The sequence below is a fragment of the Caballeronia sp. GAWG1-1 genome, assembly GCF_023631465.1.
GTDB lineage: Bacteria > Pseudomonadota > Gammaproteobacteria > Burkholderiales > Burkholderiaceae > Caballeronia.
Genome location: NZ_JALQDB010000028.1, coordinates 120421 through 146308, shown reverse-complemented (window position 1 = coordinate 146308; position 25888 = coordinate 120421). Strand labels below are relative to the sequence as shown.

Annotated in this window: 22 protein-coding genes; 11 read left to right on the top strand and 11 right to left on the bottom strand. The window is 60.8% G+C overall.

The genetic code is table 11. The annotated features are described in order from the left end of the window. Position 1: 1 nt before the first annotated feature. From NCT03_RS17025 to pdxR, 9 genes are all read right to left on the bottom strand, one after another. Positions 2–1231, bottom strand: coding sequence for an HlyD family secretion protein (locus tag NCT03_RS17025; RefSeq protein WP_244828543.1), 1230 nt, complete (start codon positions 1229–1231; stop codon positions 2–4). A 78-nt stretch (positions 1232–1309) separates the two neighbouring features. Further along, the gene (locus NCT03_RS34395) at positions 1310–2245 is read right to left on the bottom strand and encodes a lysophospholipid acyltransferase family protein (RefSeq protein ID WP_250493228.1); all 936 of its coding nucleotides are present in this window, start codon (positions 2243–2245) and stop codon (positions 1310–1312) included. A 666-nt stretch (positions 2246–2911) separates the two neighbouring features. After that, positions 2912–3067: a hypothetical protein gene (locus NCT03_RS17015; protein ID WP_250466701.1), complete on the bottom strand. Its 156-nt coding sequence runs from the start codon at positions 3065–3067 to the stop codon at positions 2912–2914. Positions 3068–3202: 135 nt separating this feature from the next. Beyond that, positions 3203–3721, bottom strand: coding sequence for a fimbrial protein (locus NCT03_RS17010; protein WP_244828555.1), 519 nt, complete (start codon positions 3719–3721; stop codon positions 3203–3205). A 75-nt stretch (positions 3722–3796) separates the two neighbouring features. Further along, positions 3797–4903 (bottom strand): fimbrial protein, encoded by a 1107-nt coding sequence (locus NCT03_RS17005; protein ID WP_250493227.1) that lies wholly within the window; start codon positions 4901–4903, stop codon positions 3797–3799. 12 nt (positions 4904–4915) lie between these two features. Then, positions 4916–7513, bottom strand: coding sequence for a fimbria/pilus outer membrane usher protein (locus NCT03_RS17000; RefSeq protein WP_250493226.1), 2598 nt, complete (start codon positions 7511–7513; stop codon positions 4916–4918). Positions 7514–7669: 156 nt separating this feature from the next. Beyond that, positions 7670–8413: a fimbria/pilus periplasmic chaperone gene (locus NCT03_RS16995; RefSeq protein ID WP_250493225.1), complete on the bottom strand. Its 744-nt coding sequence runs from the start codon at positions 8411–8413 to the stop codon at positions 7670–7672. A gap of 116 nt (positions 8414–8529) precedes the next feature. After that, entirely contained in the window at positions 8530–9075 is a 546-nt protein-coding gene (locus NCT03_RS16990; protein ID WP_250493224.1) for a fimbrial protein, read from the bottom strand. A 415-nt stretch (positions 9076–9490) separates the two neighbouring features. Further along, on the bottom strand, positions 9491–10993 hold the full coding sequence (gene pdxR / locus NCT03_RS16985; RefSeq protein WP_250493223.1) for a MocR-like pyridoxine biosynthesis transcription factor PdxR: 1503 nt from the start codon (positions 10991–10993) through the stop codon (positions 9491–9493). Positions 10994–11209: 216 nt separating this feature from the next. Between pdxR and NCT03_RS16980 the strand changes: the two genes are divergently transcribed. The 4 genes from NCT03_RS16980 (at position 11210) to NCT03_RS16965 (ending at position 15636) form a co-directional block, all read left to right on the top strand. Further along, entirely contained in the window at positions 11210–12307 is a 1098-nt protein-coding gene (locus tag NCT03_RS16980) for an ABC transporter ATP-binding protein (protein ID WP_250493222.1), read from the top strand. Positions 12308–12392: 85 nt separating this feature from the next. Then, entirely contained in the window at positions 12393–13433 is a 1041-nt protein-coding gene (locus tag NCT03_RS16975) for an ABC transporter substrate-binding protein (protein WP_250466692.1), read from the top strand. A gap of 87 nt (positions 13434–13520) precedes the next feature. Next, a complete protein-coding gene (locus NCT03_RS16970; RefSeq protein ID WP_250493221.1) occupies positions 13521–14792 on the top strand; it encodes an ABC transporter permease in 1272 nt (423 codons plus the stop codon). Positions 14793–14796: 4 nt separating this feature from the next. Continuing rightward, positions 14797–15636 carry an ABC transporter permease gene (locus NCT03_RS16965; protein WP_250493220.1) on the top strand — a complete coding sequence of 280 codons (840 nt, stop codon included), beginning with the start codon at positions 14797–14799 and terminating at the stop codon, positions 15634–15636. A 361-nt stretch (positions 15637–15997) separates the two neighbouring features. Here NCT03_RS16965 and NCT03_RS34130 read toward each other — a convergent pair whose 3' ends face one another. After that, positions 15998–16189 (bottom strand): 2-oxo acid dehydrogenase subunit E2, encoded by a 192-nt coding sequence (locus tag NCT03_RS34130; RefSeq protein WP_350030152.1) that lies wholly within the window; start codon positions 16187–16189, stop codon positions 15998–16000. 320 nt (positions 16190–16509) lie between these two features. On the opposite strand from NCT03_RS34130, the gene NCT03_RS16955 reads away from it, so the two are divergent. Beyond that, positions 16510–16983 (top strand): DUF3331 domain-containing protein, encoded by a 474-nt coding sequence (locus tag NCT03_RS16955; protein WP_250466687.1) that lies wholly within the window; start codon positions 16510–16512, stop codon positions 16981–16983. Positions 16984–17074: 91 nt separating this feature from the next. Here NCT03_RS16955 and NCT03_RS16950 read toward each other — a convergent pair whose 3' ends face one another. Continuing rightward, positions 17075–17689 (bottom strand): NAD(P)-dependent oxidoreductase, encoded by a 615-nt coding sequence (locus NCT03_RS16950; protein WP_250493219.1) that lies wholly within the window; start codon positions 17687–17689, stop codon positions 17075–17077. A gap of 433 nt (positions 17690–18122) precedes the next feature. Here NCT03_RS16950 and NCT03_RS16945 point away from each other — a divergent pair, with 433 nt between their 5' ends. The 6 genes from NCT03_RS16945 (at position 18123) to bcsB (ending at position 25887) form a co-directional block, all read left to right on the top strand. Next, positions 18123–18320 carry a hypothetical protein gene (locus NCT03_RS16945; protein WP_244828575.1) on the top strand — a complete coding sequence of 66 codons (198 nt, stop codon included), beginning with the start codon at positions 18123–18125 and terminating at the stop codon, positions 18318–18320. A gap of 607 nt (positions 18321–18927) precedes the next feature. Then, on the top strand, positions 18928–19386 hold the full coding sequence (gene bcsD, locus NCT03_RS16940; protein ID WP_250466685.1) for a cellulose biosynthesis protein BcsD: 459 nt from the start codon (positions 18928–18930) through the stop codon (positions 19384–19386). A 154-nt stretch (positions 19387–19540) separates the two neighbouring features. After that, positions 19541–20401, top strand: coding sequence for a cellulose biosynthesis protein BcsP (gene bcsP, locus NCT03_RS16935; protein WP_250493218.1), 861 nt, complete (start codon positions 19541–19543; stop codon positions 20399–20401). Then, on the top strand, positions 20398–21183 hold the full coding sequence (gene bcsQ, locus NCT03_RS16930; RefSeq protein WP_250466681.1) for a cellulose biosynthesis protein BcsQ: 786 nt from the start codon (positions 20398–20400) through the stop codon (positions 21181–21183). Before bcsP ends, bcsQ begins: the two co-directional genes overlap by 4 nt. Beyond that, positions 21180–23396, top strand: coding sequence for a UDP-forming cellulose synthase catalytic subunit (bcsA, locus tag NCT03_RS16925; RefSeq protein WP_250493217.1), 2217 nt, complete (start codon positions 21180–21182; stop codon positions 23394–23396). The genes bcsQ and bcsA overlap by 4 nt, the downstream gene beginning before the upstream one ends. A gap of 10 nt (positions 23397–23406) precedes the next feature. Further along, entirely contained in the window at positions 23407–25887 is a 2481-nt protein-coding gene (gene bcsB, locus NCT03_RS16920; RefSeq protein ID WP_250493216.1) for a cellulose biosynthesis cyclic di-GMP-binding regulatory protein BcsB, read from the top strand. Position 25888 lies beyond the last annotated feature (1 nt).

The following is a 25888-nucleotide window of genomic DNA, read 5'->3' as shown; positions in this document are numbered from 1 at the left end:
ATCAACCTCTCAGCATTCGGAACAAGGGCGCCAGCACCCATTCGGCAATCGTCCTTCGCTCGACGACGATGCTCGCCGTCGCCCGCATCCCCGGCAAAATCTTGAAATGCTGTCCCTCGAAGTCGAAGGTATTGCCGCGCAGCGTGGCCCATGCGAGGTAATCGCCTTCGCCTTCTTTCGAGCTATCCGTCTGTTCGGTCGGATCGGGCGCGCCTGGTGTGCCGGGTGGACTGGGCGGGCTCGCCGGCAGCACGGTGGTGCCGGAGATGGAGTCGATGCGCGCCTCGTACGTGCCGAACTTGGCGTACGGGAATGCATCGAACTTGAGCCGCACGATCTGGCCTTCGCGCACGAAACCGCGACGCCGAGAAGGAATGCTCAACGCGGCGCGCAACGGCCCGCTCTCGTCTGTCGCGATGACCATCGCCACGTCGGCCGTCGTCAACATGCGGCCCGCGACGAGGCCTGAAAACGTGACCGTGCCGCCCTTCGGCGCGGACACGGTCGCGTCCTGACGTTCGCGTTCGAAGCGCGTGCGCACGTCCTGCACGTCGCGCTCATGTTGCGCGTCGAGGCCGCGCAATTGCGCTTCGAGATCGGCTTGCGTGCTGCTCGACGCGCTGACTTCGCCCGCCAGTTGCTGCTGACGCGCGACGCTTTGCGCGGCCGTCGCCTTGCCCTGATGAACATCCGCGCGAGCCTGTTCGACCTTGTCGGCGGCAACGTAATCCGCCACCGAATCCAGACGCGCCAGCCGCTGCTGGAACTCGCCGACCAGTTGATTGTTCTGCGCGATCTGCGCGTTGAGCGCCCCAAGCTCGGCGCGGCGGCTTACTGCTGTCAGGCGCGCCGATTCGCGCTGCGCATTCAACTGGATGCGGCGCTCGTTGTACTGCGCGTCGATGGAGCGAATCTGGTCATCGCGCATTTGCTCGTCGAATACTTGTCGGCGACGTCCGTCTGTCGTCAGCGAGAAATCCCGCTGCAGCCGAAAGAGCGGCGTGCCGGGCTGCACCTTTTCGTCCGTGCGCGCGTAGATGCCCGACACCAGTCCACTCAAGCCTTGAATCTTGACCTCGGACGGAGACATGACTTCGCCACTGACATCCTGCTTCAGTTCGACCTGATGGAAGAACGCGAAAGCGACGGCGGCGACAGTAAAAATGGACGTCGCGTAGGCTATCCATCGCCACGGGACGTCTTTGAATTCGGGAAGATCGGTCGGCTGCATGAGAATGAAGGCTGGCTTCGCTGCGTGGTCTGGCCCGGTCTGCACCGGGCGCGTGACGCGCAGATTCGGTTGCGCTGATTAGCGATTGGGAGCGAACGAATACATGGCGGGATGACCGCCCGGAGTCCACTGCTGATAGTTATCGGTCAGCGCGCTTTCGATGTAATTTGCGAGCCGCTGGGGCGCGTCGGGCGCGGCGAGCGGAATGTGGTCGAAGATATGCGCCTCGAAATGTCCGCGCTCGAAGCGCAAATAAAACGGCAGCAACAGCGCATTGAAACTCTCGCCCATGCGGAACACGCCGTTATGAACACGCGCGCTGCGTCCGAATATTCTGACCTCGGCGGTCTCCATGGGATAACGATGCATGGTGAATGGCGGCACGTCGGAGAACAGCACGACGACGCCATCGCGTTTCAGCGCACGCGCCACGCGCACGCCAAGTCCATTGCGATTTGCATCACCATAGGTGTAAAGCACTTTAATGCCGGGAATGAGCTTGTGATCGTCGCCATATTGATTCCTTGGCACGCCCGAAACCACCGAAAGCGACTTCAGGTCGAGCAAGGCGACAAGCCGCTCGACGATATAAATATTCGCGTATTGCGAGACATAGTGAAAGGGCGAGACAAACACGGGCTGATTCGGCACATCGCGTTTGAGTTGCCTGATTCGCGCCGCCAACTTCTCCGCGATTGCGTCTAACTCGGGCAGGGCTTCGTTCTTGCGAATGTCGCGACCGAAGTAAATGCGCTGATCGATCAACTTTTCCAGTTGCGCTGCCGCGCGTGAACGCTTTATTTGAACGGCTGGCAAATGCAGGATATCGCGCGCGATCTCTGCGCGAATGTTGCCGTGCGCGCGGCAGACGGCATTGAATAAACCGTTGACGCGCAGCATGATATTCGCGATCTGTTCCGCTTCGGTCATCGGAATACGTCCGATCACCGCGCGCTTCACGCGATGTCGACACACCGCGAGCCACTTTCTCAGCATTGGGCGCAACGATGCCATGGTATTTTCTAGTTTGATAATGAGAAAGCGGATCTCGCACTCTTCGGCGAGATTGGATACAGCGCGGATTATCCGTTCTTTACCCTTGCGATGACCTCTCGCGGAGAGCAAACCAGGAGAGGTCAAAAGCCAAGCAATCAACCGCCAGCACTACCCTGTTGGCCACCACTTACCGCCGCCCGGGAATTGCTAAGCGGATATTCGATTTAGCCCGTGATGTAGATGTTGATCACGGTTTGCGACTTAGCCGACGAACCCTTGTTGCAGCCGCCTGCGATGTCAGCGTGTTGGAGTGCGTTACGTTCGATTTTTTGCATGATTGCCTTGAAACTATTTTTGGATTGACGATACGCGCAAGAATTCAAGTATGAGGTTCTTGCGAATTACATTGCCTTTGATATCCGAATCTTGCTGAATATCAAAGGAAGGCGAATGATACGGCATCCCGAAACGAATTTAAACTTCGATAATTCCGAAAAATAAAACTGGTCATAGGAGTATATACATGCCCACAGGCAATCAAATAAAGTTTGTGATTGCCGAGAAGCCCTTATCGGTTGCTTCAATTGAGCTTTCATTGTCATCGTGGACTGTTTTTTAAAGGCAAACGACAACGGGGCCACTGGCCCCGTCGTTCAATCGCTTCTTCGGACAGAATGAAAACCGTCAGCTGACCGCCACGGAGATTCTTGCCTTGTCGTTGAAGTTCCCAGACGTAATGGAAATGGAAACGTTAGTATTTGAACTGGAATTGCTCGACGTCTTGGCTTCACCACCGGCGATATAGCATTCGCCCAGCGCATCTCGATCGATCTTGTGCATAAATATGGTCCTGTTTGTTGCTAAGTAGGAAGATTTGCTTGAGCCAGTTTTAACAGGCAATCAGAGACTACATACCGACTCCGTGGAATCAAATAAGTAGTTTTGCCAGCTATGTTTAACGATGCGATTGAAACCTTAGTTATAAGTGAAGTTCACCGTAGCCGATGCCGTCACCGTGCCGCCGGTCATCGTGCCGAGCCTATAGTATTGGGCGACCATCGGAACGGTCATCGAACCCGAAGCGTCCGCTGCGCCCAGCGTGAGCGCGCTATTCAACGCGAGAGGCGAACCCGTACTGTCACCCACATTCGTGGCCTTGAGCAATTGCACGCCCACTTGCGCAGCAGTACCCGTGTTTTTCAGGACGCTTGCCACCGTATCGATGGTTCCATTGACGGTCATCCCTATATTCGTGCCGGCCGCGCAACTGACCAGCTTGACGTTGAACGCCTGCGCGGAGTTGGTTGCGCCAACGGCTGCAAAGTCGGTCGTTTTAGCCTGTTGAAGCGTGATTGTCTGATTAACGGAATCCGTATCCACCGTGCATGTCGGCAAGATGATCGTTCCGGTGAAATTGAGCGTGGCATCGGCGGCAAATGACGAATGCGCGGCAACGAGTGCAAGCGCGGCCACGCCGGTTTTCAAAAGCTTCATTCGGGTTTCTCCTTTGTGTTGATGAGCGGTCAGACAATGCGCGGCGATATCTCGGTGCAAATTCGCCGCGCGTTGTCACAGATAAAGCACGGTCAAAGTCATCGTGGCGTTGGCGGGTCCCGCACTCAGCGCGCCGGTGCGGTAATAACGGGCCGTCATGGGGAGCGAGTAACTGCTATTGCGCGTGCCGTCGAATCCGCTCAACGTGCGATTGACGCCAAAGCCGAATACCGAGCCCGTGCTGTCATATAGCTGGATGCCCACGCCGCCCGCACTCGGACTGCCATTCAGCGCCGCCACGTCGGTGAAGCCGGCAATGGTTCCGTTAGTCGGATCGATCCGGTACTGCACGCTGTGGATCAATCCAGCCGACGTATTCGGCACCGCCGCACCGGCCGGGCAATTGTTGAAGCTCAGATTGAAGCCGATGACCTTGCTAGGCGCGGCTCCGACGGATGGCAGGTCGGCTGGTCCCTGCGTTCCCATCGGCACGGTCACGTCCGGTGTCTCGCAGGTCAGAACGGTGATCACGACCGGCGTGATGTTGAAGTCGATCACCCCGGCGGACAGCACGTTGCCAGCGGGCGGTGGTGTCAAGGTCTGCCAGGAGAAAGCCTGGGCGATCGTTCCCGAAAGTGTGCCGGGTGTCACGTCTCCGATCTTCACCAAAGCCACGATCAATTGCCCGCCGTTGTAGATCGTGCCGGGGTAGTTCCACTGCGAACCCATCTTTTCGAACGAGCGAAGGTTCGTCTGTCTGCCATCGGGGACGACGTAACCGCCCATCGCGATGCCTATACCCGGCACAGTTGTCGGGTACACAGCGAACGCAACGCCGTTGTAGGTCACGGTATATGTGGTTCGACTGTCCGTCGTCACTCCCGCGGTCTCGAAGTCGGTCCCCGTGTACACGGAGCCAACCACGGTGCACGTGTAATAGTCGCTCTTCAATGGCGACAGTGACCATGCGGTCAAGATCGACCCATTTGGCAGATCCCGCGCCACGGCCACGGCGGCGGGCATCGAAAGCGTGAACGCACTGTAGTTGGACCGGCAAGTAGCGGAATCCGCATATGCATTCGCCGGTAACAGCGCCCACGCGACGAGCCAGCACAGCAGAGCGCGCACCAGCGCCGAGGCGACCTTGTCGATCGTACCCATATGGTTTTCTTGATTAATCATCGCGTCTTCTCCTCACTGACACACGCCATCGCCGATGGAGATCGAATTAGGTTTGGTTGCATCGACGGACTGCGGCAGCTGATAACGCACCACGCAACGCTGGCTGGCCCCGTCGCCCCATTTCACGTTCAACGCGCCCGCGTCCGCCTTTAACCCGGTAGCGATGATGCGGCTGCCTTGCGCCACGGTGCCGACGGTGTGGGCCTCGCCGTCGAATACCTCGGCGCCGAATGGCAGCGGCGTGCCATCGGCCTGCGTCACGCGCATGACCGCTGGCTTGCCCAGGTTTTCGGTTTCGAACTTCAGGGCGACCACCGCACCAGCGGTCGGCGCCGTGCGCTGCACCGTCGACTTCAGCGCGATGTTGAGCGGCAGACCCTTGGGGTCGATTTCGACCTCGTTGTTCGAATAAGGCTGCATGCCCGAGATGACCGCATGCCCCCAACGGTCAACGCGCAAGCCCGCACCATTCGCGAGGCGCGCGCCTGCCGCGTCCTTGGCTTCGACCACGGCGACCGTATCGCCCATATTCGGGGTGAACGCCACGCCGTCGCGCCACGCGACCACTCCGCCGGAAATGCCCGCGCCGACCTGCGAATAGTGGCGTCCGGTACTGGCGTTTGCGGTCATCAACGCGAATGGCGACATGTAGCCGACGTTGCCGCCCGCGCTCGTCGAACTGCCCGAGCCATTTCCGCCGTCGCTGTAGTTGGCGTTGACGCCGTAGCTGAACGCGTTGTCCGCGCCGAGCGTTCCTGTCACCGATTCCTGCAACGTGGAGCTTCTATCGCTCGTATCGTGCTGGAAGGTCGTGGACGATTGCGGTGCGTGCGCGCCGAAGCCGAGCGGCACCATGAGGTTGAGCATGATGCGGTTATCCCAGCGATTCGTGTTCACTTGATACTGACGCACCGCCGATACGCCATACGTCAGGCGTCGCCAGCTATTGCTGTAGCCGATCTGAAATTGCGTGTCGTGATCGGACCGGTTCCAGTAGTTTTGAATCGATCCCACGGCATACACCGAGCCGTACTTGCCGCCCTCGCCCAGACTCTGATTCAGAACGAACTGAACGCGCGACTTCTGGCGAGCATCGAGAAAACCCGGTTGATGGTCTTCGTACAACTGGCGCAGCGCGACGGCATCCTGCAGCGTGTAAAAGCCATTGGTCGAATAGCGATAGGCCGCGACCGCGATATTCGTATTCGTCGGCTCGAACAGACGGCTGAAGCTCAAGCGCACACTCGCGCCATTGTGCGTGCCGTAGCCCTTGAAGCTCGCGGTGGCGTGACTCACGTCGAGGCCGAATGCGCCGACGCTCGTATTCAGCGCGGCGCCGACCATGCCGGAGAAATACATATCTCCGCCGATCATGCCGCCGTAGAGCGTCACGAGATTGTTGACGCCGTGCTGCACCGTTGCCTGCGAGACGAACGGATGAATATCGATGCTCGGATCGCGGTACTGACCGATGGTCGCGCTATAGCGCGTGACGCCGGGTCGCAACGCGTTCACCGCCGCCGCGTAAGGCACGGTGGAAATGTGCTGCGAGCCGTCGGCTTCCGTGACGATGACATCGAGATTGCCGCCGTAACCCGTCGGATAAAGATCGTTGATCTCGAATGCGCCGGGCGCGACGGTCGTCTCGTAGATGATGTTGCCGTTCTGCCTGACCTGCACCCGCGCGTTGCTGTTTGCAATGCCGTGCACCACGGGCGCATAGCCGCGCTGCGACTCGGGATACATGCGGTCGTCGGTGCCGAGCGTGACGCCGCGCACTCCGTAGCTGTCGAACAGCGCGCCGTCCGTGAAGGTATCGCCGGCGGTAAGCTGGCTCTTGATGTCCCTGAACGAACGCTGCACGTAAGTCTGCACGCTCTGATAGTGCTGACCGCCGATGGTGTTGTGCGTCAGGTTGCCCTGATAGCGAAAGCGCCACGGTCCCGCATTGATGCCGCCGATCAGCCCGAGATACTGCGAGTCGTTGTTGTATCCGCCGGACGAGCTGTGATAAACGTTCGCGTTGTACTGCAGCGTGCCCGCGTTGATGCCGTCGTCCCAGTACTTCGGATCGACGTAGCCGCGTGCGCGCGAATTCATCGCGATTTGCGGAACGGAGACGTCGAGACGCTGCTCGCCGTTGTCGAACGACGCGGTTGCTCCAGCAATGAGATCGGGCAACGTAAGGCAGGCATCGCCCGCGTTATCGAGCTTCGCCGATGCCTCCGGCGACAGCTTGCGCAGATCGACACCCATGCGATCGAGCAGGTCCGCATTCACGCAAGGCTGCATGGCGACAACACCCGCGCCTGCGCCCGCCTCGCGGATATCGATATCGAACTTGCCTTTCCAGACGGCGTTCACGTAGGTATCCGCGCGATACGTTCCAGGCAGAATCTCTTGTCCCTTGTTGAAGCGCGATATGTCCAGCTTTTCGCCGCTGCCGTTTTCGAGGAATTGTTCGTTGAATTCGACGGCCGCGATCTGCTGGGTAGAATCGGCCCATGCGTGAGCGCTCAAGCCCATTGCGGCCAATGCCTGAAGCGTGAACAGGCTGATGGGTCTCAGGCGCATGCCGGACACATGAGCGCTTCGGTATTGCATATTCATTTAGTGTTCCGAAATTACGGCAACAGCGTGACTCGGCACGCTATGCGGCATGCTCCGAGTTCATCCTTAACGAGTGATGGCGACGTTCAGCGCAACGCTGCGCTATCGCGGGGAATCGGCCTGCTGGGCAGGCCCGCCGAGAAGCCTGCGAATGACTCAGGGCGCCAGATTGGCATCGCCGTCCTGCGGGCCGCCGTAGTCGTTGATCGCGGTATAGCGAATCTTCGTGCTGTTCGCGGGCACCTCGCCCTTGAGCGGGAAAGCCCTGCTTTCGCCCGGGCCTACCATGCCGCCGTCAGTGAACTCCGATGCACTCGCGCCGTTGCTAACCTGCACGCGGTCGAACGACACGTGATACGGCGTGGGGTTACTCGCCTCGATCGAGTTCTTGCCGCCATCGTGTTTGAGATGCCACACGATCTGTCCCGGCGCGTCCGTTGCCTGGCCTTTGAGGCCACTCGGGCGATAGAAAAACTTGATGCGCGTGCGAAATGCAAGCTGCAACTGGTTCGCGCTCGCTTCGTCGCCCGTGGGTTTCGGCGGCACTTCGAGCACGTTCAAATAGAAGATGCTCTCCTTGTCCGCAGGCAAAGGCTCGCCCGTCGACATGATCCGCAAGGTCTGCGATTTACTCGGATCGATACGCATGATCGGCGGCGTGATGGTGAACGGCACGTCGATGGCGTCCGGCTTGATGTTCGGATCGCCCTTGTCCATCCACACCTTGGTCAGGCCGGGAAGCTTGCCGTTGTTGGTCAGCTTCACCGTGACTTCGGAATCGCTTTGATTGAAGACGACCCGCGTGCCGGCAATCACCACCGACGCATTCGCGGAAGGAATGAACCCTTGCATCGCGACGATAAATGCCGCGGTCGTTATGAGTCTCTTTGCCACTTTCATGTTGACGTGATGCCCGAAACGGAGCGCGAGTGTAAAGATAAAGCGGGCTCGCGCCCGCATATGTACGGGTCTTCAACCGATGATCGCGCGGAAGACCCCGTTCCACTACCGCAAGATCACATGTAGTCGATGCTGTAGATCACGGACGAGTTGGCTGCGCCAGCGGTCGTCGCGCCCGTCGCGTAATACTGAACTTGATAGCTGAGCGATGCCGCGCCGCTGGAGATGTCGGCCGACTTCACGTTCTGCAGCTCACGCGAGTAGCCTGCCTTGATCATCGAACCATCGGAGTTCAGGAGTTGCAGCTTGACGTTGCCCGCGCCGCCCGGGGCCACGATCAGGCGGCCATCGTTCGCATCGACCGTTGCACCGGCTTCATAGAACACGCCCGCTTCGCTCGTTGCCGTAACCGGCGCGCAACCCGTCAACGCGATGTTGTACGAAGTCGTGCCGGCCGTCTGGCCCGATGCCGTCAGGGTCGACGTGGAAACGGTCGGCAGCGTGACCGTGAAGTCCTTGCTGCTGGTGCCGTTGCCGTTGATCGTGCAGGTCGTGGCCGTCAGCGCGCCATTGAACGTGATGGTGCCGTCCGACGCGAACGCGGCGCTTGCTACGAGGCCCAGTGCTGCGGCGACCATCGCCGAGATCAAGGATTTTTTCATTTGGATGTGCTTATAAAAATTGACAGGGATGGGTCGTCAGATCAAGCTAAATGTTCGGCCGCGAAAGGCGGTCGCCCACTCCTCGAACTTGATGCCCAAATGCCGCATCTCGGCTTCCAGGCTTGCTACAGATAGACATCCGCTTGCGCGCTACGTTTATCTCGTCTGGTTGAAATGCGAAGCGCAACGATAATCGAGACCGTCGAGAAACGGCACTCGATTTTTCCTAATTTGTCAGGGAATAGTTAGTGATGCGATAAATGCTGCCTGACGCAAGCAGCAGCTATCTTCGACGTGACTTTGGTCAGCGAACATTCGACGCCATGCAAGGCGCTCGCCTGCTTCGATTGCGCTTCAGCAGTTATCTTGACCGCCCCGCCGCGGTAACGGGCGCAATAGTGCCAACGAGCCGTCATCACACCTGCATCGCCGGCGAGAGCGCCATCTCGATCGATTCGGCGAGCTTCGCAAACGCGGGCGCGATCTCATCGTTCGGCACGCACGCGTAACCGAGCATGAGACCGGGACGCGCGGCATCCGTGTTCATGTAGTAATTGGCAAGCGGACGCGTCACCACGCCCGCCGTCATTGCGTGACGCGTGATTTCGCGGTCGTCGACGTGTTCCGGCATGCCCAGGACGAAGTGCAGTCCGGCCTGATCGCCGTGCACCGCGAGCGTATTGCCGAACCGCGCGCGAATGGCGTTGATGAGCAATTCCCTTCGTTCGCCGTATAGCCCGCGCATGCGCCGCACGTGCGAGGTGAGATGTCCGTCGAGAATGAATTCGGTGAGCACGGCCTGCTGCATCAGTTGCCCTTCGCGATACAGCTCCGCGACGCCCGTGCGAAACGTATCGACGAGATTTTCCGGCACCACCATATAGCCCATGCGCAAACCGGGGAACAGCATCTTGCCGAGACTGCCGACATAGATCACCTGTCCGGCGTCGTCGAGTCCCTGCAGCGACGAAAGCGGCCGGCTGCCATAGCGAAACTCGCTGTCGTAATCGTCCTCGATGATCCACGTGCCATGTTGCCGCGCGAACTCGAGCAAAGCGCGACGCCGCGCGAGACTCATTACCATGCCGAGCGGATACTGATGCGAAGGCGTAACCAGCGCGATACGCGGCGGCGTGGCCATGTCACGCGCGTTCGGATTCAAGCCTTCGTCATCGACGGGCACGGGCACGAGCAACAGCCCGGACGACTGCAGGACGCTTCGCACGCCCCAGTAACACGGTTCTTCGACCCACGCGCGGTCGCCGAAATCGGTGAGCAGACGCACGGTCAGATCGATCGACTGATGGATGCCCGTCGTGATGATGATCTGATCGGGCGAGCACTTGACCGAGCGCGCGACACGCAAATAGTCCGACAACGCGCGCCGCAGCGGCCGATAACCGCCGCCGGGCGCATAGGTCAGCAAATCGGGATTCGCGCGCTTCCAGAGCCGCGCTTGCAAGCGGCTCCAAGTTTGCGCGGGAAACTCGCGTACATCGGGCACGCCGGGCATGAACGCGCCCCACTGTTTCGGCGATACCCCCGCCTGCGAGATCAAGCGCGCGCCGCGTTGCGAAATCGCGCAGGGCTTCTGAGCGGCGTCGGCGCTCGACTTGGCGCCCGGCTTCGCAGCGGCGCGTTCGCGCGGCGCCGTATCGGCCACATAGGTGCCGCTGCCGGTCGTCGACGTGACATAGCCTTCGGCCGTCAACTGGTCGTACACGTGCAGCACGGTATTGCGCGCGATGCCGAGATCGCTTGCCAGCATGCGCGAACTCGGCAGCTTGGTGCCGGGCGCAAGTTGACCGGTCAGGATGGCCTGCTGCATGAGTTCCAGCATCTGCCGGTACATCGGCTCCGCCTGCGAGCGTTCGACGAGTCGCGTACTCAGCCAGTCCGCGAGGATGATGGTATCCATGAATTTCCCCGAGCCCTCAGGAACCTCGCCAGAAGGCAAAGTGGTTCCAAGTTGAATATTGAAATGGCTCCACATTGTAGAACCGTCACGGGCTATAGTTATCGCAGGCAGTGGAAAAATTTCCGAGCGCCGCAAAGGCGCCGGTCAGGCGCCGTAGAGGCTTGATACAGGCCGCTCCCAGCTACAACGCATCGATTTCCGAAGGAGACACGGAAGATGAAATCCGATCAGGTGATCGTCAGTTTTCGCGGCGTTAGAAAGACTTATGACGGGGAAACCCTAGTCGTCAAATCGCTCGACCTCGATATCTACCAAGGCGAATTCCTCACGCTGCTCGGGCCGTCCGGTTCGGGCAAGACCACTTGCCTGATGATGCTCGCGGGCTTCGAATTCCCGACTGGCGGCGAGATCTGGCTAGACGGCAAGTTGCTCAACAAGGTGCCGCCGCATAAGCGCGACATCGGCATGGTGTTTCAGAACTACGCCTTGTTTCCACATCTTTCCGTGCAGCAGAACGTGGAATATCCGCTCACGGTTCGCAAGATGTCCGCCGAGGAACGCGCGCATCGCGTCGACAACGCACTCAGGATGGTGCGCATGGAGAGCTTCGCGAAACGTTACCCGGCGCAATTGTCGGGCGGTCAGCAGCAGCGCATCGCGCTCGCGCGCGCGCTCGTATTCGAGCCCAAGCTCGTGCTGATGGACGAGCCGCTCGGCGCGCTCGACAAGCAACTGCGCGAGCACATGCAGTACGAACTGAAGTCGTTGCACGAGAAGCTTGGCGTGACCTTCGTATATGTCACGCACGATCAGGGCGAAGCGCTCACCATGTCGGACCGCGTCGCGGTATTCGACAAAGGCATCGTGCAGCAACTCGATACCGTGGACCATCTCTACGAAGCGCCGTGCAACGAGTTCGTCGCCAACTTCATCGGCGATAGCAACCGCTTGCGCGGCACCATCGAGCAAACACAAGGCGAGTTCTGCGATATCCGCCTGGCCGACGGCACGCGGCTTTCCGGGCTGAATGTCGCGAAGGCGAAGGCGGGTGCGTCGGCTATTGCCTGCATCCGGCCCGAGCGCATGAAGCTCGCGGCCATCCGCGAACAGAACCATGCGACACATAACGCGCTCGCTGGCGAGGCCAAGAGCCTCATCTATTTCGGCGATCACGTACGCATGCGCTGCGGCGTACGCGAACAGGACGAATGCTTCGTGAAAGTGCCACTCGGCAATGCGTTGCTCGATACCTTCACGCCCGGCGCGCCCGTAGCGCTTGAATTCGCTCCCGAGCATTTGCGCGTATTTGCCTAAAGCGGCGCGCGCTTCATCGCTTTTGCTTTGCCTACTCGCAAGTCCACTGCTAACACCAAGCCAAAAAGGAAGAGAGGAAACCACCATGAAGAAGTTCGCACTGTGCTCCATGGCGTCGGCGGCGCTCGTGTGCATGTCGGGCGCATCCGCATTCGCGGCGGAACTGACCGTCGTCAATTTCGGCGGCGCGAACGGCGATGCGCAAAAGGCCGCATTCAATCAGCCTTACGAAAAATCATCGAGTAACAAGGTCACGGCCGTCGAATACAACGGCGAGCAGGCCAAGGTCAAAGCGATGGTCGAAGCGAAGCACGTCAACTGGGATGTCGTCGAAGTCGAATCGGGCGATCTGGGACGCGGCTGCGACGAAGGTCTGTACGAAAAGCTGGACTGGTCGAAGATCGCTAAGAAGTCGGAACTCGTCACCGAATCGCCGCAAACTTGCGGAGCCGGCTTCTTCGTCTGGTCGACGGCGCTCGCCTATAACGCCGACAAGCTCAAGGGCGCGCCGGCCGGCTGGGCAGACTTCTGGGACACGAAGAAATTCCCCGGCAAACGCGGCATGCGCAAGGGCGCGCGCTACAACCTCGAATTCGCGCTGATGGCCGACGGCGTCCCGCCGAAGGATGTCTACAAGGTGCTCGGCACGAAAGCCGGCGCCGATCGTGCGTTCAAGAAGCTCGAAGAACTGAAGCCGAATATCCAGTGGTGGGAAGCGGGCGCGCAGCCGCCGCAATTCCTCGTCGCGGGCGATGTCGTGATGTCGACGGCCTATAACGGACGTATCGATGCCGCGCGCAAGGAAGGCAAGAATCTGAAGGTCGTCTGGAACGGCAGCATTTATGACCTCGATTACTGGGCCATTCCGAAGGGGTCGCCGAACAAGGATGTCGCGACGCAGTACATCGCATATTCGGTGTCGCAGCAGCCGCAGGAAACGTACGCGAAGAACATCGCCTATGGTCCGGTGAACAAGGCGGCCATCGCGGCGCTCGATCCGAAGATCCAGGCCGACATGCCGAATTCGCCCGCCAACGCAAAGAATGCCGTGCTGCAGGACATGGCGTTCTGGACCGATCACGGCGACGAGCTCGAACAGCGCTTCACGGCGTGGTCGTCGAAGTAAGCGTTTTTTGGCGAAAGCACGGCTGCGTTTCGCGCAATGCGAACCGCAGCCAACGCCAAGCCTTTGCATGGATAGGAGACAGAAAGCGTGAACACCATGACGATCGCCGCGGACGAAACGCGCGAATCGAGCGCGCGACTCAAGCGCGAACTGAAGCTCGTCGATGCGAAAAAGCGCGCAATGGCGCTCGCGCTGATTGCGCCGCTCGCCATTTTTCTGTTCCTGATCTTCGTGGTGCCAATCGGTGCGCTGCTCACGCGCGCCGTGCAGAACCCCGAAGTCGCGAACGCGCTGCCGCACACGGGCGCGGCGCTCGCAAACTGGGATCGCAAAACCGCGCCGCCCGATGCCGCTTATGCCGCGCTCGCGCAAGATCTCACCGCGATACAGGACGGCGAATCGATGGGCGCGCTCGCTCGCCGGCTCAACACCGAGATTCCGGGCTATCGCTCGCTGGTTGCAAAAACTGCCCGCGCGATGCCGCTCGCCGCAGACGACGGCACGTCGCTCGCCGCACCGCAGATTCGCGCGAAGATCGTCGAACTCGACGAGCGCTGGAACGATCCCGCGTATTGGCAGGCAATCGCGAAAAACGCCGGTCGATATTCGCCGTTTTATTTGCTCGCTTCGCTGGATCACCGGCAGGACGGTTTCGGTGACATCCAGCATGCAGGTCCGGATCAATCCATCTATTTGAATGTCTTTGGACGCACGTTCGTGATCGGCGTCGCGGTGACGTTTTTCGCGCTGCTGCTCGGTTATCCGCTCGCGTACTGGATTTCCACGCTGCCCGCGCGCCGTGCCAATCTCGTGATGGTGCTCGTGCTGATTCCGTTCTGGACCTCCGTGCTGGTGCGTGTCGCCGCGTGGATCGTGCTGTTGCAAAGCGAAGGGCTCGTCAACAAGGCGCTGCTCGCGAGCGGGCTGATTGGTTCGCCGCTCGCGCTGCTGTTCAATCGCGTGGGCGTTTATATCTCGATGACGCACATTCTTCTGCCCTTCATGATTTTGCCGCTCTATAGCGTGATGAAGTCGGTGCCGCCGACTTATCAGCGCGCGGCTGTTTCGCTCGGCAGTCATCCGTTCGCGGCGTTCTGGCGCGTGTATGTGCCGCAGACTTATCCGGGCATCGGGGCCGGTGTGCTGCTGGTGTTTATCTTGGCGATTGGTTACTACATCACGCCGGCGCTGCTCGGCGGGCCGAACGACCAGATGGTCAGCTACTACATCGCGTATTTCACGAACGTAACGATCAACTGGGGCATGGCTTGCGCGCTCGGTGCGCTGCTGCTTGCCGCGACGCTCGTGCTTTACGTCGTCTACGGTCGATTCACGCGCTCGAACGTAAGCCTGGGGTAAGACAATGAAACTCGCCAAACCGATGTTCGCGCCGCATACATCCGCTATCGAGCGCGTCTGGTATTTCGCATTGCGCGTCATTTGCGTGCTGACGTTGCTCTATTTGATTCTGCCGGTACTTGCCATCGTGCCGCTTTCGTTTTCGTCGAGCACGTTTCTCGTCTATCCCATTCCGGGCTATTCGATGCGCTGGTATCACAATCTCGTCATGTCGGACGAGTGGCGCATGGCGGCAAAGAACAGCTTTATCGTCGCGCCCTCGGCAACGCTCGTCGCGACTATTCTTGGAACGCTCGCGGCGGTTGGATTGACGAAGGCGAATTTCGTCGGCAAGAGCGTGCTCATGGCCGTCCTCATTTCGCCGATGATCGTGCCGGTGATCGTCGTCGGCGTCGGCATGTATTTGTTCTTTGCGCCGCTCGGCATCGCCAATACATATTTCGGGTTGATTCTGGCGCACGCGGCGTTGGGCGTGCCGTTCGTCGTGACCACGGTTGCGGCGACCTTGCAGAACTTCAACATGAATCTCGTGCGGGCGAGTCAGTCGCTTGGCGCAAGTCCGCTGCGGACGTTTTTTCGCGTGACGCTGCCGGTCATTGCGCCGGGCGTGATTTCGGGTGCGCTGTTCGCGTTCGCGACATCGTTCGATGAAGTGGTCGTCACGCTGTTTCTCGCGGGCGCCGATCAGACGACGCTACCGCGTCAGATGTTCACGGGCATCCGCGAGAACATCAGCCCGACGATCGCCGCGTTGGCCACGATTCTGATCGTGTTTTCGACGAGTCTATTGCTGGCGCTGGAGTGGTTGCGGGGTCGTGCGGCGGCGCGTGCGGTTGCGGAGTGATGATCTGCAAGCGGTCCGAGATGGCTCGCCAGATCAAGGCAAAGCATTACCGGCTAAGACTTCGAGTGGGGCCTCGGCCGCGAAAAGCACTGCAATGCGATGTCGCCGAACTCGTATTTTCAGGTTTCGGTCGGCGATAAGCGAGAGTTCGGCGTGCTCCTTTGAATGTCGACGCTTTATCCGCAATGTCTTCGCTAATACGCCAGTCCGCAAGCGTGCCCACGGTTGGCGTGAGGCGCTTGCTGGCTGCGCCTTCGATTGGGCCCGCGACCGCCGAACGACATGCAGTTTGCTACCGCTGAAGTCGCCTTTCCGCCGAGGCGCTGCTTGTAGATACTTCATTCATCGCGCGGCAACTGATTCACAGCGCGCGTGAAAATGTGACGCGATGGTCGTGCGACAGCGACAACGGCAACGTGAGACGCGGCACGCACTGCTTGCGTCCCACACCGGCTTCATTGCGCCACGCGACAGACCCAAGGATGGCCACTTCCGGCGTGTTGACGCTTCGCCGGCCGTCAGATAAAGCCGTCGCTTTCCGGCAGATTCGCATATAGCGCAACGTGTGGAAGAGCGTGCCCGGCGCATCGGCGCTTCCGGGTAGAAGGACGCGTAAAGCGCCCGCTTACCCGCTTGCCTCATTGCTATTTCGGCCAATTAAGCCGCCAAGGCCGCCACTTCGGAGAACGATCGTACAATACAGGCGGTCCGCGATCGCAAGCGTCCGGCGCTCAAACCCATGTCCAGCAAGCCTTCGCTTCGCCAGCGCGCGATTATTCGCGGCAACGGGACAGTGTTTTCACCGATGCACTATTTATCGGAATATGCTTAATAGCGTACGTTCTAGGTCGAGTCAAAGCCTGGAACAATGCCATGACAGCTTTTTCGAAAATTGCAGACCCGTGGTCACAGACGGTTCACCTGCTCGAGGCCGCGCCGCATGACGCCGCCCACACCAGCCCCTCGCAAAAAACCGCGCGTATCGAAGATAGTTTCCTCGACCGCCTGACGCGCGACTGGAACCGCGCGCACCCGCATCCGCGCCCGTCGGATGACCGCCTGCCTTTCCCACAGGCAGTCGTGCGCGTGATCGAGCGGCCGTCCAGCGCGACGGCGCTTGTCTACTGGTCGGACCCAGGTACGTGCCACTATGGTTATCAAGGTTGGCGCGCGACGACGGCGAGCGCCGAAGGCATTTGCTCGCTCTCGGGGATGCCGATTCATCGCGGCGATCAGGTGTATCGCCCGTCACAGCGCGATCCGAAACCGCAGAATGCCTCCGCGATGATTCTCGCCGCAGCCATGCCGGCCAACAGCGAAGAAGTCGAATGCGACGTGCACGACTAAGCTGACCGCTCGGTCGCGCAGCGACGACGGCGACGAGTTCCGGCATCCGTGGGTGTCGGGATCGTCGCCGCCTTGCGTCTATTGGTTGCTGTCAGTAACCGACGGTGAAACGCTGCTTGATATGCGCTCCGCTCTCGAATTCATCGAGAAACGCGATAGCAAAGTCAGCGAAAGAGATCCAGCTTCGGCCATTGTTATCGACGAGCAATTCGTCCACGCCGATACGGAATTTGCGCGTGCGCGGACCGTCGACGAATTCCGCCGACGGCGAAACGAACGTCCATTCGAGTTCGCGCTCGCGACGCAGCGCGTCGAGAAATGCCGCGCCCGCGGCTGCCTCTGAACGGTACATTTCCGGAAAATCGGGCAGATCCAACACGCGCTGGCCCGGCCCGACATAAAGGCTCGCCGCGCCGCCCACCACGAGCAAGCGCCTGACGCCCGCGCGTCGAAGCGGCTCGGTGATCGCACTCTCCGACAATGAAGCGAATAGCGCGGCGCTAAAGACGGCATCGTGACCGGCGACGGCTTCACTTAGCGCGGCCGCATCCGATGCGTCTACATTCTTCGCGGTGACTTCAGGACGCTGGGCGATCTCCGACGTGTTGCGTGCAAGCGCCGTCACCGTGTGTCCGCGCCGCAACGCTTCCTCCAGCAACTTGCTGCCGGCATGTCCGGTTGCGCCAATGATCGCTATTTTGCTCATTGTGGGTTCTCCTTTGTGACACCGCTTTCGCCGGCGATCGAGCCTGCGTTTAACTTACCCCACTTCGCAATAAACCGCTCATTCGAAAGGCGTTTCGCAACGATTCTTCATCATAGCCGCGTCATACGACGATCTCGTTTTTCGCCGCGTGTTTAGCTACATTTTTCCCGCTAGAAAGGACGCAAGTTTCGAGCCGAAAAACAGATTTGCAAGACAATTCAGAACACGCCTCGTCATAATCAGAACGCACATTCACACGAGCGCGTCGCCCTTACACTGTAGGGCCCCGTGCTCTTGGGAACATGCAACTGCAGCGGTCATCGGCGCACCGCGCGAAGCACGCTCATCGAGAGCTTCCATCGATTCGTCAATTTGTCATGTCATTGGTTTATATTGCATTTCCTCGCCGCTCCATTACCGGAAGGAGTTAATCGTGAAGAATCCGCAATTACAGGGTGCCATCGAAGGACGCGACAATCCGTCTGGCGAAACCGCCTACGAGTCGCTTCCGGTCAGTGCCGCGCCCGAAGAGTCCGCCGACGAAAACGGTTATTCCGATGCGCTAGACATTCCGCTCGACTATGGCATCGTCATGGATGCAGTTCGAGACGCAGTGCGCGCAAATCCGTGATCGTTGATTGGCCAAGAAAAAAACGCCCCGGCCGGGGCGTTTTTTTTCGCCTGTTGCGCCTTAGAGGCTTGCGTTGAGCCGCGTCGTAATCGGTCACATTGACCGAAATCAATTCAATCTACAGACATTTTTAAATGCCTCGAAACACTAATGTCAGACAAAAAGATGCATTTTGTCTCAACGCAATTAATAAGAGGATTAACCACTTCCTGTGATTGTCAATCCGTATGAATCAGGCCTGACTTTTGTCGTTTGATAATATTAACAAGATGGTACACTCTCGCGTCCGCGACCGCAGAGCCATAACGGGCGGGCCTCCACCCGATCTTGTCTAAATTTTGTCGATAAGGGCAGGTTTATTCGAATGCTCGAACTGAGCCGCAATCGCATGCCTATTCGCTCAATGCGATAAAAAATTGCGCTGATAGTCTTTCCACTGGCGAAAAAAAACCCAGTGGGATACCTTCAGACGTGGTTTATCGACTGGACAAACCACCGGATCGGTGCTCTCTCGCGCAGTTAGGCAGTCGCAGCGTTCCAGGTAAAAAGAACCGACGACATTGCAAGAATTCTTGCAGACTCCCTTAGGCCATTCTGAACGGCAACCATGTCAGCTACTTTCGATTACCTCTTCGACCACACGATTTCCAGGCAATGGCGTGGATTTCTTGGCGCGCTTGCCGAGGAGTTCGAAGCGCAGATCGGTCGTGCGGAACTTCGACAGTTGATGCATCGAGTCGGCAGCCGATTCGCCGATGCCCGGCCGCTTCCTCAATGCGATTCGACCGCCGACCTCGCACACGCGCTGAATGTTTTGTGGCGCGATTCGGAATGGGGCTTCGTCGAATTAGCCGACGAGCGCGAGTATCTGAGCATCGTTCACTACTGCGCGCCGTTGCCGGCGTTCGGAGAAAGCGCGCTTGCATGGACACCGGCTTTTCTCGAAGGCGCTTATCAGCACTGGTTGAGCGGTTTGGGCGCGCAAGGGCTTGCTATTTCCCAGGCAAGCGAATTGAGCAGTGATGGTGCAGTCGAGTTCCGGCTCGCGCGCGCCGCAACGAGATAAGCGACGCAACTGCGGCGCTGCAAGGATTCAATCAATTTCAACGACCGCCGTTAAATAGGAAGGCAACGGCGATATCGACTGTCCATGCAACGGACAGCGCCAAAATTATTGCATCAGGCCAGTTCGACGCAAGGCACGACGAGGATGCGGCAACATGAATACATCACGCGACATCGAAAAGCTGTTCGATCATTTCGGCGGCAATGCAGGCGATTACCAGGAAATCGGCCGCGAAAACGAGGCCAGGAATGCCCGCACGCGCTGGCCGCTCCTGGCCACGCTCGATTTCGCGCAACCGGCCATCCCGGAAATCGCGCCGCGTGGTGATGTGCAGGCGAGTCCGGTGCACAAGCGCGAGTTTGCGGCACAAGCGAATGCCGACCGTGCCACGGCCGCGCCCACGCCAATGCCGATCAATCGCGCCAAGCCGCCGCTTTTCGCGCGTGCGCATCGCCGCACGATTCCGCCCGTCACGCCGCCCGCCGCGCTCGATTCGCTGAGCGCCTCGCGCTTTTCGGCGCTCGCCGACGCCGCGCCGGTTGCCGTCGAGGCGAAGCCCGAAAGCGCGGCACCGATTCCCGATTCCGCTCCAGCGCCTGTCTTTGCGCGTTCGAGCGCGCCGGCGCGGTTTTCGGCGTCGCCCTTCGCGTCTGAACAGGGGAACGCTGGTGCCGTGACGCCTCCGGCCATTCTTGCGGCGGAAGCGAGCGGCAGCATCGAAACCGCTTCGAACTCCCTCGCTCGGGAAGGCGCCTCGACCTTCCGCGCTCGCGAAATACCCGCCGCGCTCCACCCGGCTGTGCAGACCCGCACCGGCCCGCGCGAACAGGAAAGCAACGCGCCTTCCATTCTCGGCAAGCTCTTCAAGCCACAAGAGCCACAAGCACCGCAAGCCCCCGAAGGCTCGCTCACCGCGATGTTCGACCGCCTGCGCCAACCGAGCCCGTCATCCGGCGCAACCGATTCCGCGCAGCCGAACCGCGCCCTCTTCGCTGCCCGCCTCACACGCTCATGAAAGTCATCACGGTAGTTTCCGCGAAAGGCGGCGTCGGCAAGACCACACTCGCCGCGAACCTCGCCTCGGTGCTCGCCGCGCGCCATCGCCGCGTGATCGTCGTCGATCTCGATCCGCAAAACGCGCTGCGCTTGCACTTCGGCATTCCGCTCGACAGCATCGACGGCATTTCGCGTGCAACGCTCGCGGGCGACCCGTGGCAGACCGTGATGTTCGATGGCGTCGACGGCGTCACCGTGCTGCCCTACGGCGCGGTGCTGGAAGACGATCGCCGCCGCTTCGAGGCGCTCGTCGACCAGGACCCCGCGTGGCTCGCGCGCTCGCTCGAATCGCTTGCACTCGATCTCAACGACATCGTTATCGTCGATACCCCTCCGGGCTCGTCGGTTTACACGCGCACCGCGTTGTGCGCCGCGAACTTCGCGCTCAACGTCGTGCTCGCGGATGCCGCTTCCTACGCCGCGATTCCCGGCATGGAGCGCATGATCGACGCCTACGCCGCGCCGCGTCAGGACTTCGGCGGACAGGGCTACGTGGTGAATCAGGTTGACCAATCGCGCCAGTTGAGCAAGGACGTGCTCAAGGTCTTGCGCAACATGCTCGGCACGAAGCTCTTTCCGGGCGTGATCCATCAGGACGAAGGCGTATCCGAGTCGCTTGCGTGCGACACGACACTCATCCACTACGACCCGCTCTCGCAAGCCGCCGCCGATTTGCGCGCGTGCGGCGACTGGCTTCTCGCCACCGTCGACTCCATGGCCGCTTCGAGGAACGTCGCATGAGCTCCGTCAAGATTCCCTCGCAGGAAACGGAAGTCAGCGTCGCCACGTCGCGGCTGGAACGTTTCGTCGATGCGCGCATCTGGGGCAGCCGCATCCTTACGGTGTTGCTCACGCTGTTCGCGCTGTTCTCGCTCTACTTCGTGGTGACGGTGCCGCTCGCGTTCGGTCAGCAGCTCGCTTTCGCAACCGTTTGCTTTGCCTGCGCGCTCGGCTTCCGGCGTCTGCAAGGCCAGTACGCGACGCTCGTCATGATCATGTTGTCGGTCGTATCGTCGGGACGCTACATGTTCTGGCGTCTGACCGAGACGACCTACTGGGAGCGTCCGCTCGACGCCGCGTGGGGCCTGTTGCTCGTCGCAGCCGAGGTCTACGCCACGCTCGTGCTGCTGCTCGGCTACTTCCAGACCGCGTGGCCGCTCAAGCGCAAGCCGCTGCCGCTGCCCGCCGATCGCAACGACTGGCCGACCGTCGACGTCTTCATTCCGACTTATAACGAACCGCTTTCGGTGGTGAAGCCGACCATCTACGCGGCGCTCGCGCTCGACTATCCGACCGACAAGATCGCGATCCACGTGCTCGACGACGGCCGCCGTCCCGAGTTCAAGGCGTTCTGCGAGGAAGTGGGCGTCAACTGGACGATCCGCACGCATAACCGCCACGCGAAGGCCGGCAACATCAACGAAGCGCTCAAGATCACGAAGGGCGAATACCTCGCCATCTTCGATTGCGATCACATTCCGACGCGCTCGTTCCTGCAAATCTGCCTCGGCTGGTTTTTGCGCGACAAGCTCATGTCGATGCTGCAGACGCCGCACCATTTCTTCTCGCCCGATCCGTTCGAGCGCAATCTCGGCACGTTCCGCAAGGTGCCGAACGAAGGCGAACTGTTCTACGGTCTCGTGCAGGACGGCAACGATCTGTGGAACGCGACGTTCTTCTGCGGCTCGTGCGCCGTGCTGCGCCGCTCGATGGTCGAAGAGATCGGCGGCATTGCGGTCGAGACCGTGACGGAAGACGCGCATACCGCGCTCAAGCTGCATCGGCTGGGCTATACCACGGCGTATCTCGCGATTCCGCAGGCAGCCGGACTCGCCACGGAAAGTCTCTCGGGCCACATCGGTCAGCGCATTCGCTGGGCGCGCGGCATGACGCAGATTTTCCGGATCGACAATCCGCTCACCGGCAAGGGCCTGAAGCTCGGCCAGCGGCTGTGTTATCTCAATGGCATGCTGCACTTTTTCTATGGCGTGCCGCGTCTCGTGTTCCTTACCGCGCCGCTCTCGTATCTGTTCTTCGGCGCGCACGTGATCGAGGCGGCGGCGGGCACCATCGCCATCTTCGCGCTGCCGCACATGATGCACGCGAGCATCACCAATTCGCGCATGCAGCGTTCGTTCCGCCATTCGTTCTGGGCCGAAGTGTATGAGTCGGTGCTGGCGTCGTACATCACGGCGCCGACGCTGCTGGCCGTCATCAACCCGAAGCTCGGCAAGTTCAACGTCACGGCCAAGGGCGGCCAGATCGCGAAGGATTACTTCGACTGGGGCATCTCGCGTCCTTATCTGTTCTTGTTGCTGCTGAACCTGCTTGGCTTCATCGCGGGCGTGGTGCATATCGTCATCAACTGGCATATCCGCAGCGAAGTGCAGACCACCGTGCTGAATCTCTGCTGGACCGTCTACAACATGCTGATTCTCGGCGCGAGCGTGGCGGCGGCTAGCGAGCGGCGTCAGGTGCGCAGCACGCATCGCGTGACGATGAAGATGCCCGTCATGCTCAAGTTCTCGACGGGGCGCACGCTGGCTTGCGAGACGATCGACTATTCGGAAGGCGGCGTCGGCGTGAAGCTGCCGAACGACATCGAAGTGCCGATGCACGAACGCGTCACCGTCTCGCTCTTTCGAGGCGACGAGGAATACGCGTTCCCGGCCACGGTCGGCTTCACGGCGAAGGGCCGCGTCGGCCTGCGCTTCTCGCAGCTCACGCGCGAGCAGGAATACGACTTCGTCAAAACCACTTTTGCGCGCGCGGACGCGTGGACCGGCTGGTCCGAAGGACGCCGCCCCGATACGCCGCTGCGCGGCCTTTCGCACGTGCTGCTGGTAGGCACGCGCGGTATCGCGGGGCTTTTCGAGCATCTCTACGGCGACCTTCGGACCTGGACGAGCAAGCGTTCAGTCGACATGAAGAAGCTGAACACCAAAGACCAATAAAGGCACCGGCATGGCGAAGTTGCGTGTTGATCACGATGCGGGCGAGCGCGCGCCGCGTTTTTGCGAACGCCCGCTGGTGCGGGCGCTGGCGTTCCTCGCGGCACTGCAGACCGCGCTTGCCGGCCCGCTCGCGTCCATCGCGGCAGCGGCGGATGCCGTCGCGGCCAACGGTGTGCCGACGCAGCAGGCCACCGGCGTCGGCAGCGTGCCCGCGCCAAGCCCGGCGGTGATCTACAACTCCGCGACGATCGTCCAGCCCGCGCTCGCCATGCCGGTTCCCGCGTTCTCCGGCAAGCCGTCCTCGCCGCTCGCCGCGCGTCTTCCGACTACCGCCGATCCGGGCACGCTCGTTCCCGGCGGCCGTCGTCAGACGCTTACCTTCGTGGACCTCGGCGCGCAGGACCCGCTGCAAATGCGCGGCACCGATGGCCAGAACGGCGTGGCGTTTTCCGTGCGCGGCGACGAAGTCGTGACGGCCGCGGTCCTGCATCTGATCTATAGCTATTCGCCGTCGCTGTTGCCGTCCATCTCGCAATTGAAGGTGCTCGTCAACGGCGAAGTCGCGGCGACCCTGCCCGTGCCGCGCGATCAGGCCGGCACGCTCGTGGCGCGCGATATCGCCATCGATCCGCGCTTCATCACCGAGTTCAATCACCTCAACGTTCAACTGATCGGCCATTACACGCAGCAGTGCGAGGACCCGTCGAATTCGACGCTGTGGGCGACGGTCAGCAACGCGAGTTCGCTCGATCTCACCTATGCGTCGCTTGCCAGCAAGCCCGATCTCGCCGCGCTGCCCGCGCCGTTCTTCGACCGGCGCGACGTGCGCCGCCTGGAACTGCCGTTCGTCTTCGCGGGCAAGCCGAGCCTGCCCGCGCTCGAAGCTGCGGGCACCGTGGCGTCGTACTTCGGCTCGCTCGCGGGGTATCGCGGCGCGATCTTCCCGGCACAATCCGATAACGTCCCGCTCGCGGGCAACGCCGTCGTGTTCGCCACCGGCGATACGAAAATCGCGGGCGTCGATCTGCCGCCGGTTTCCGGCCCGACCATCGCGGTCGTCGAACGCGATGCCGCCGCGCGCGGGCGCTTGCTGCTCGTGATGGGCCGCGACGACAACGAGTTGAAGACCGCCGCGAAAGCGCTGGGTGTCGGTCGCAACGCGTTCTCCGGCACGAGCGCGACGATCACGCAATTCGCCGATCTGCAACCGCGCCGCCCCTACGATGCGCCTAACTGGCTGCCGTCCGACCGCGCCGTGCGTTTCGGTGAATTGGCCGAAGCGCAGGATCTGACCGCGCGCGGTTACGACGCCGACGCCGTGCGCGTGAACCTGCGTGTGCCGCCTGATCTCTTCATGTGGCAGACCAAGGGCGTGCCGGTCGATCTGAGCTATCGCTACACCGTGCGTCCGGCGCCGGACCGTTCGTCGCTCAATATCAGCGTGAACAATGGCTTCGTGCAGTCGCTGCGCATCCCGGCGGTATCGACTTCGACGTTCGATCTCGGCCAGTACTTCAGCCGCGTGATGCCGGACAAGACCGTGGCCGCGCGCCGCGAGGTTTATCTGCCGCCGCTTCTGATCTCGCCGCGCGCGCAGTTGCGCATGCACTTTTACTACGACATTCCGAAGACCGGCGAATGCACCGGCCGTCTGCTCGATAACGTCGTCGGCGCCATCGACCCGAATTCGACCATCGATCTTTCGAGCTTCCCGCATTACATGGCGCTGCCCGATCTGGCCGCGTTCGCCAACGGCGGTTTCCCGTTCACGCGCATGGCCGACCTGTCGCAGACGGCGGTCGTGCTGCCGAACGATCCGAACTCGGCGGACTACAGTCTCTTTCTGCTGGAGATGGGCCGCATGGGGGCGTCGACGGGTTATCCGGTCACGGGCGTCACGGTGACGAGCGCGAACGATGTCGACCGCTTCGCCGACAAGGACTTGCTGGTCCTCGGCTCGCCGGGCCGTCAGCCGCTTCTGCAACGCTGGGCGAAGAACATGCCCTTTTCCGGCGACGGCGACGCGCGCACCTTCCAGCTGAGCGATGTCGCGTTCAAGCTGGTCGACTGGTGGCATGGCGAGCATGGCCCGGAACGTTCTCCGGCGCGCGCCGATCTGTCGCTCGTGAGCTCCAACGGCGACGCGCTTCTCACCGGCTTCGAGTCGCCGTTGAAGAGCGGGCGCAGCGCGGTGGCGCTCATCAGCGCGGCGGGACAGTCGGATGCGGATTTGTCCGCCGCCCTGCTCGACAACGACTTGTTGCCATCCATTCAAGGCGCGATGGCGGTGATCCACGGCCGCACGGTCGCGGTCACGTCCAACGGCGAAGCCTATTACGTCGGCCAGCTTTCGCCCATGCACTACATGCGCTGGGCCTTGTCCGCGCATCCGGTGCTGCTGGTGTTTTCCGCCGTGATCGCCGCGCTCATCATCGCTGCCGTCTTTTATCGTGCGCTGCGCTCGCTCGCCGCACGGCGTCTGAGGGACTGAC

Coding starts and splice junctions, on each gene's coding strand:
- NCT03_RS17025 (WP_244828543.1), bottom strand. CDS start 1,231: ATGCAGCCGACCGATCTTCCCGAATTCAAAGACGTCCCGTGGCGATGG.
- NCT03_RS34395 (WP_250493228.1), bottom strand. CDS start 2,245: ATGGCATCGTTGCGCCCAATGCTGAGAAAGTGGCTCGCGGTGTGTCGA.
- NCT03_RS17015 (WP_250466701.1), bottom strand. CDS start 3,067: ATGCACAAGATCGATCGAGATGCGCTGGGCGAATGCTATATCGCCGGT.
- NCT03_RS17010 (WP_244828555.1), bottom strand. CDS start 3,721: ATGAAGCTTTTGAAAACCGGCGTGGCCGCGCTTGCACTCGTTGCCGCG.
- NCT03_RS17005 (WP_250493227.1), bottom strand. CDS start 4,903: ATGATTAATCAAGAAAACCATATGGGTACGATCGACAAGGTCGCCTCG.
- NCT03_RS17000 (WP_250493226.1), bottom strand. CDS start 7,513: ATGAATATGCAATACCGAAGCGCTCATGTGTCCGGCATGCGCCTGAGA.
- NCT03_RS16995 (WP_250493225.1), bottom strand. CDS start 8,413: ATGAAAGTGGCAAAGAGACTCATAACGACCGCGGCATTTATCGTCGCG.
- NCT03_RS16990 (WP_250493224.1), bottom strand. CDS start 9,075: ATGAAAAAATCCTTGATCTCGGCGATGGTCGCCGCAGCACTGGGCCTC.
- pdxR (WP_250493223.1), bottom strand. CDS start 10,993: ATGGATACCATCATCCTCGCGGACTGGCTGAGTACGCGACTCGTCGAA.
- NCT03_RS16980 (WP_250493222.1), top strand. CDS start 11,210: ATGAAATCCGATCAGGTGATCGTCAGTTTTCGCGGCGTTAGAAAGACT.
- NCT03_RS16975 (WP_250466692.1), top strand. CDS start 12,393: ATGAAGAAGTTCGCACTGTGCTCCATGGCGTCGGCGGCGCTCGTGTGC.
- NCT03_RS16965 (WP_250493220.1), top strand. CDS start 14,797: ATGAAACTCGCCAAACCGATGTTCGCGCCGCATACATCCGCTATCGAG.
- NCT03_RS34130 (WP_350030152.1), bottom strand. CDS start 16,189: ATGCGAATCTGCCGGAAAGCGACGGCTTTATCTGACGGCCGGCGAAGC.
- NCT03_RS16955 (WP_250466687.1), top strand. CDS start 16,510: ATGACAGCTTTTTCGAAAATTGCAGACCCGTGGTCACAGACGGTTCAC.
- NCT03_RS16950 (WP_250493219.1), bottom strand. CDS start 17,689: ATGAGCAAAATAGCGATCATTGGCGCAACCGGACATGCCGGCAGCAAG.
- bcsD (WP_250466685.1), top strand. CDS start 18,928: ATGTCAGCTACTTTCGATTACCTCTTCGACCACACGATTTCCAGGCAA.
- bcsP (WP_250493218.1), top strand. CDS start 19,541: ATGAATACATCACGCGACATCGAAAAGCTGTTCGATCATTTCGGCGGC.
- bcsQ (WP_250466681.1), top strand. CDS start 20,398: ATGAAAGTCATCACGGTAGTTTCCGCGAAAGGCGGCGTCGGCAAGACC.
- bcsA (WP_250493217.1), top strand. CDS start 21,180: ATGAGCTCCGTCAAGATTCCCTCGCAGGAAACGGAAGTCAGCGTCGCC.
- bcsB (WP_250493216.1), top strand. CDS start 23,407: ATGGCGAAGTTGCGTGTTGATCACGATGCGGGCGAGCGCGCGCCGCGT.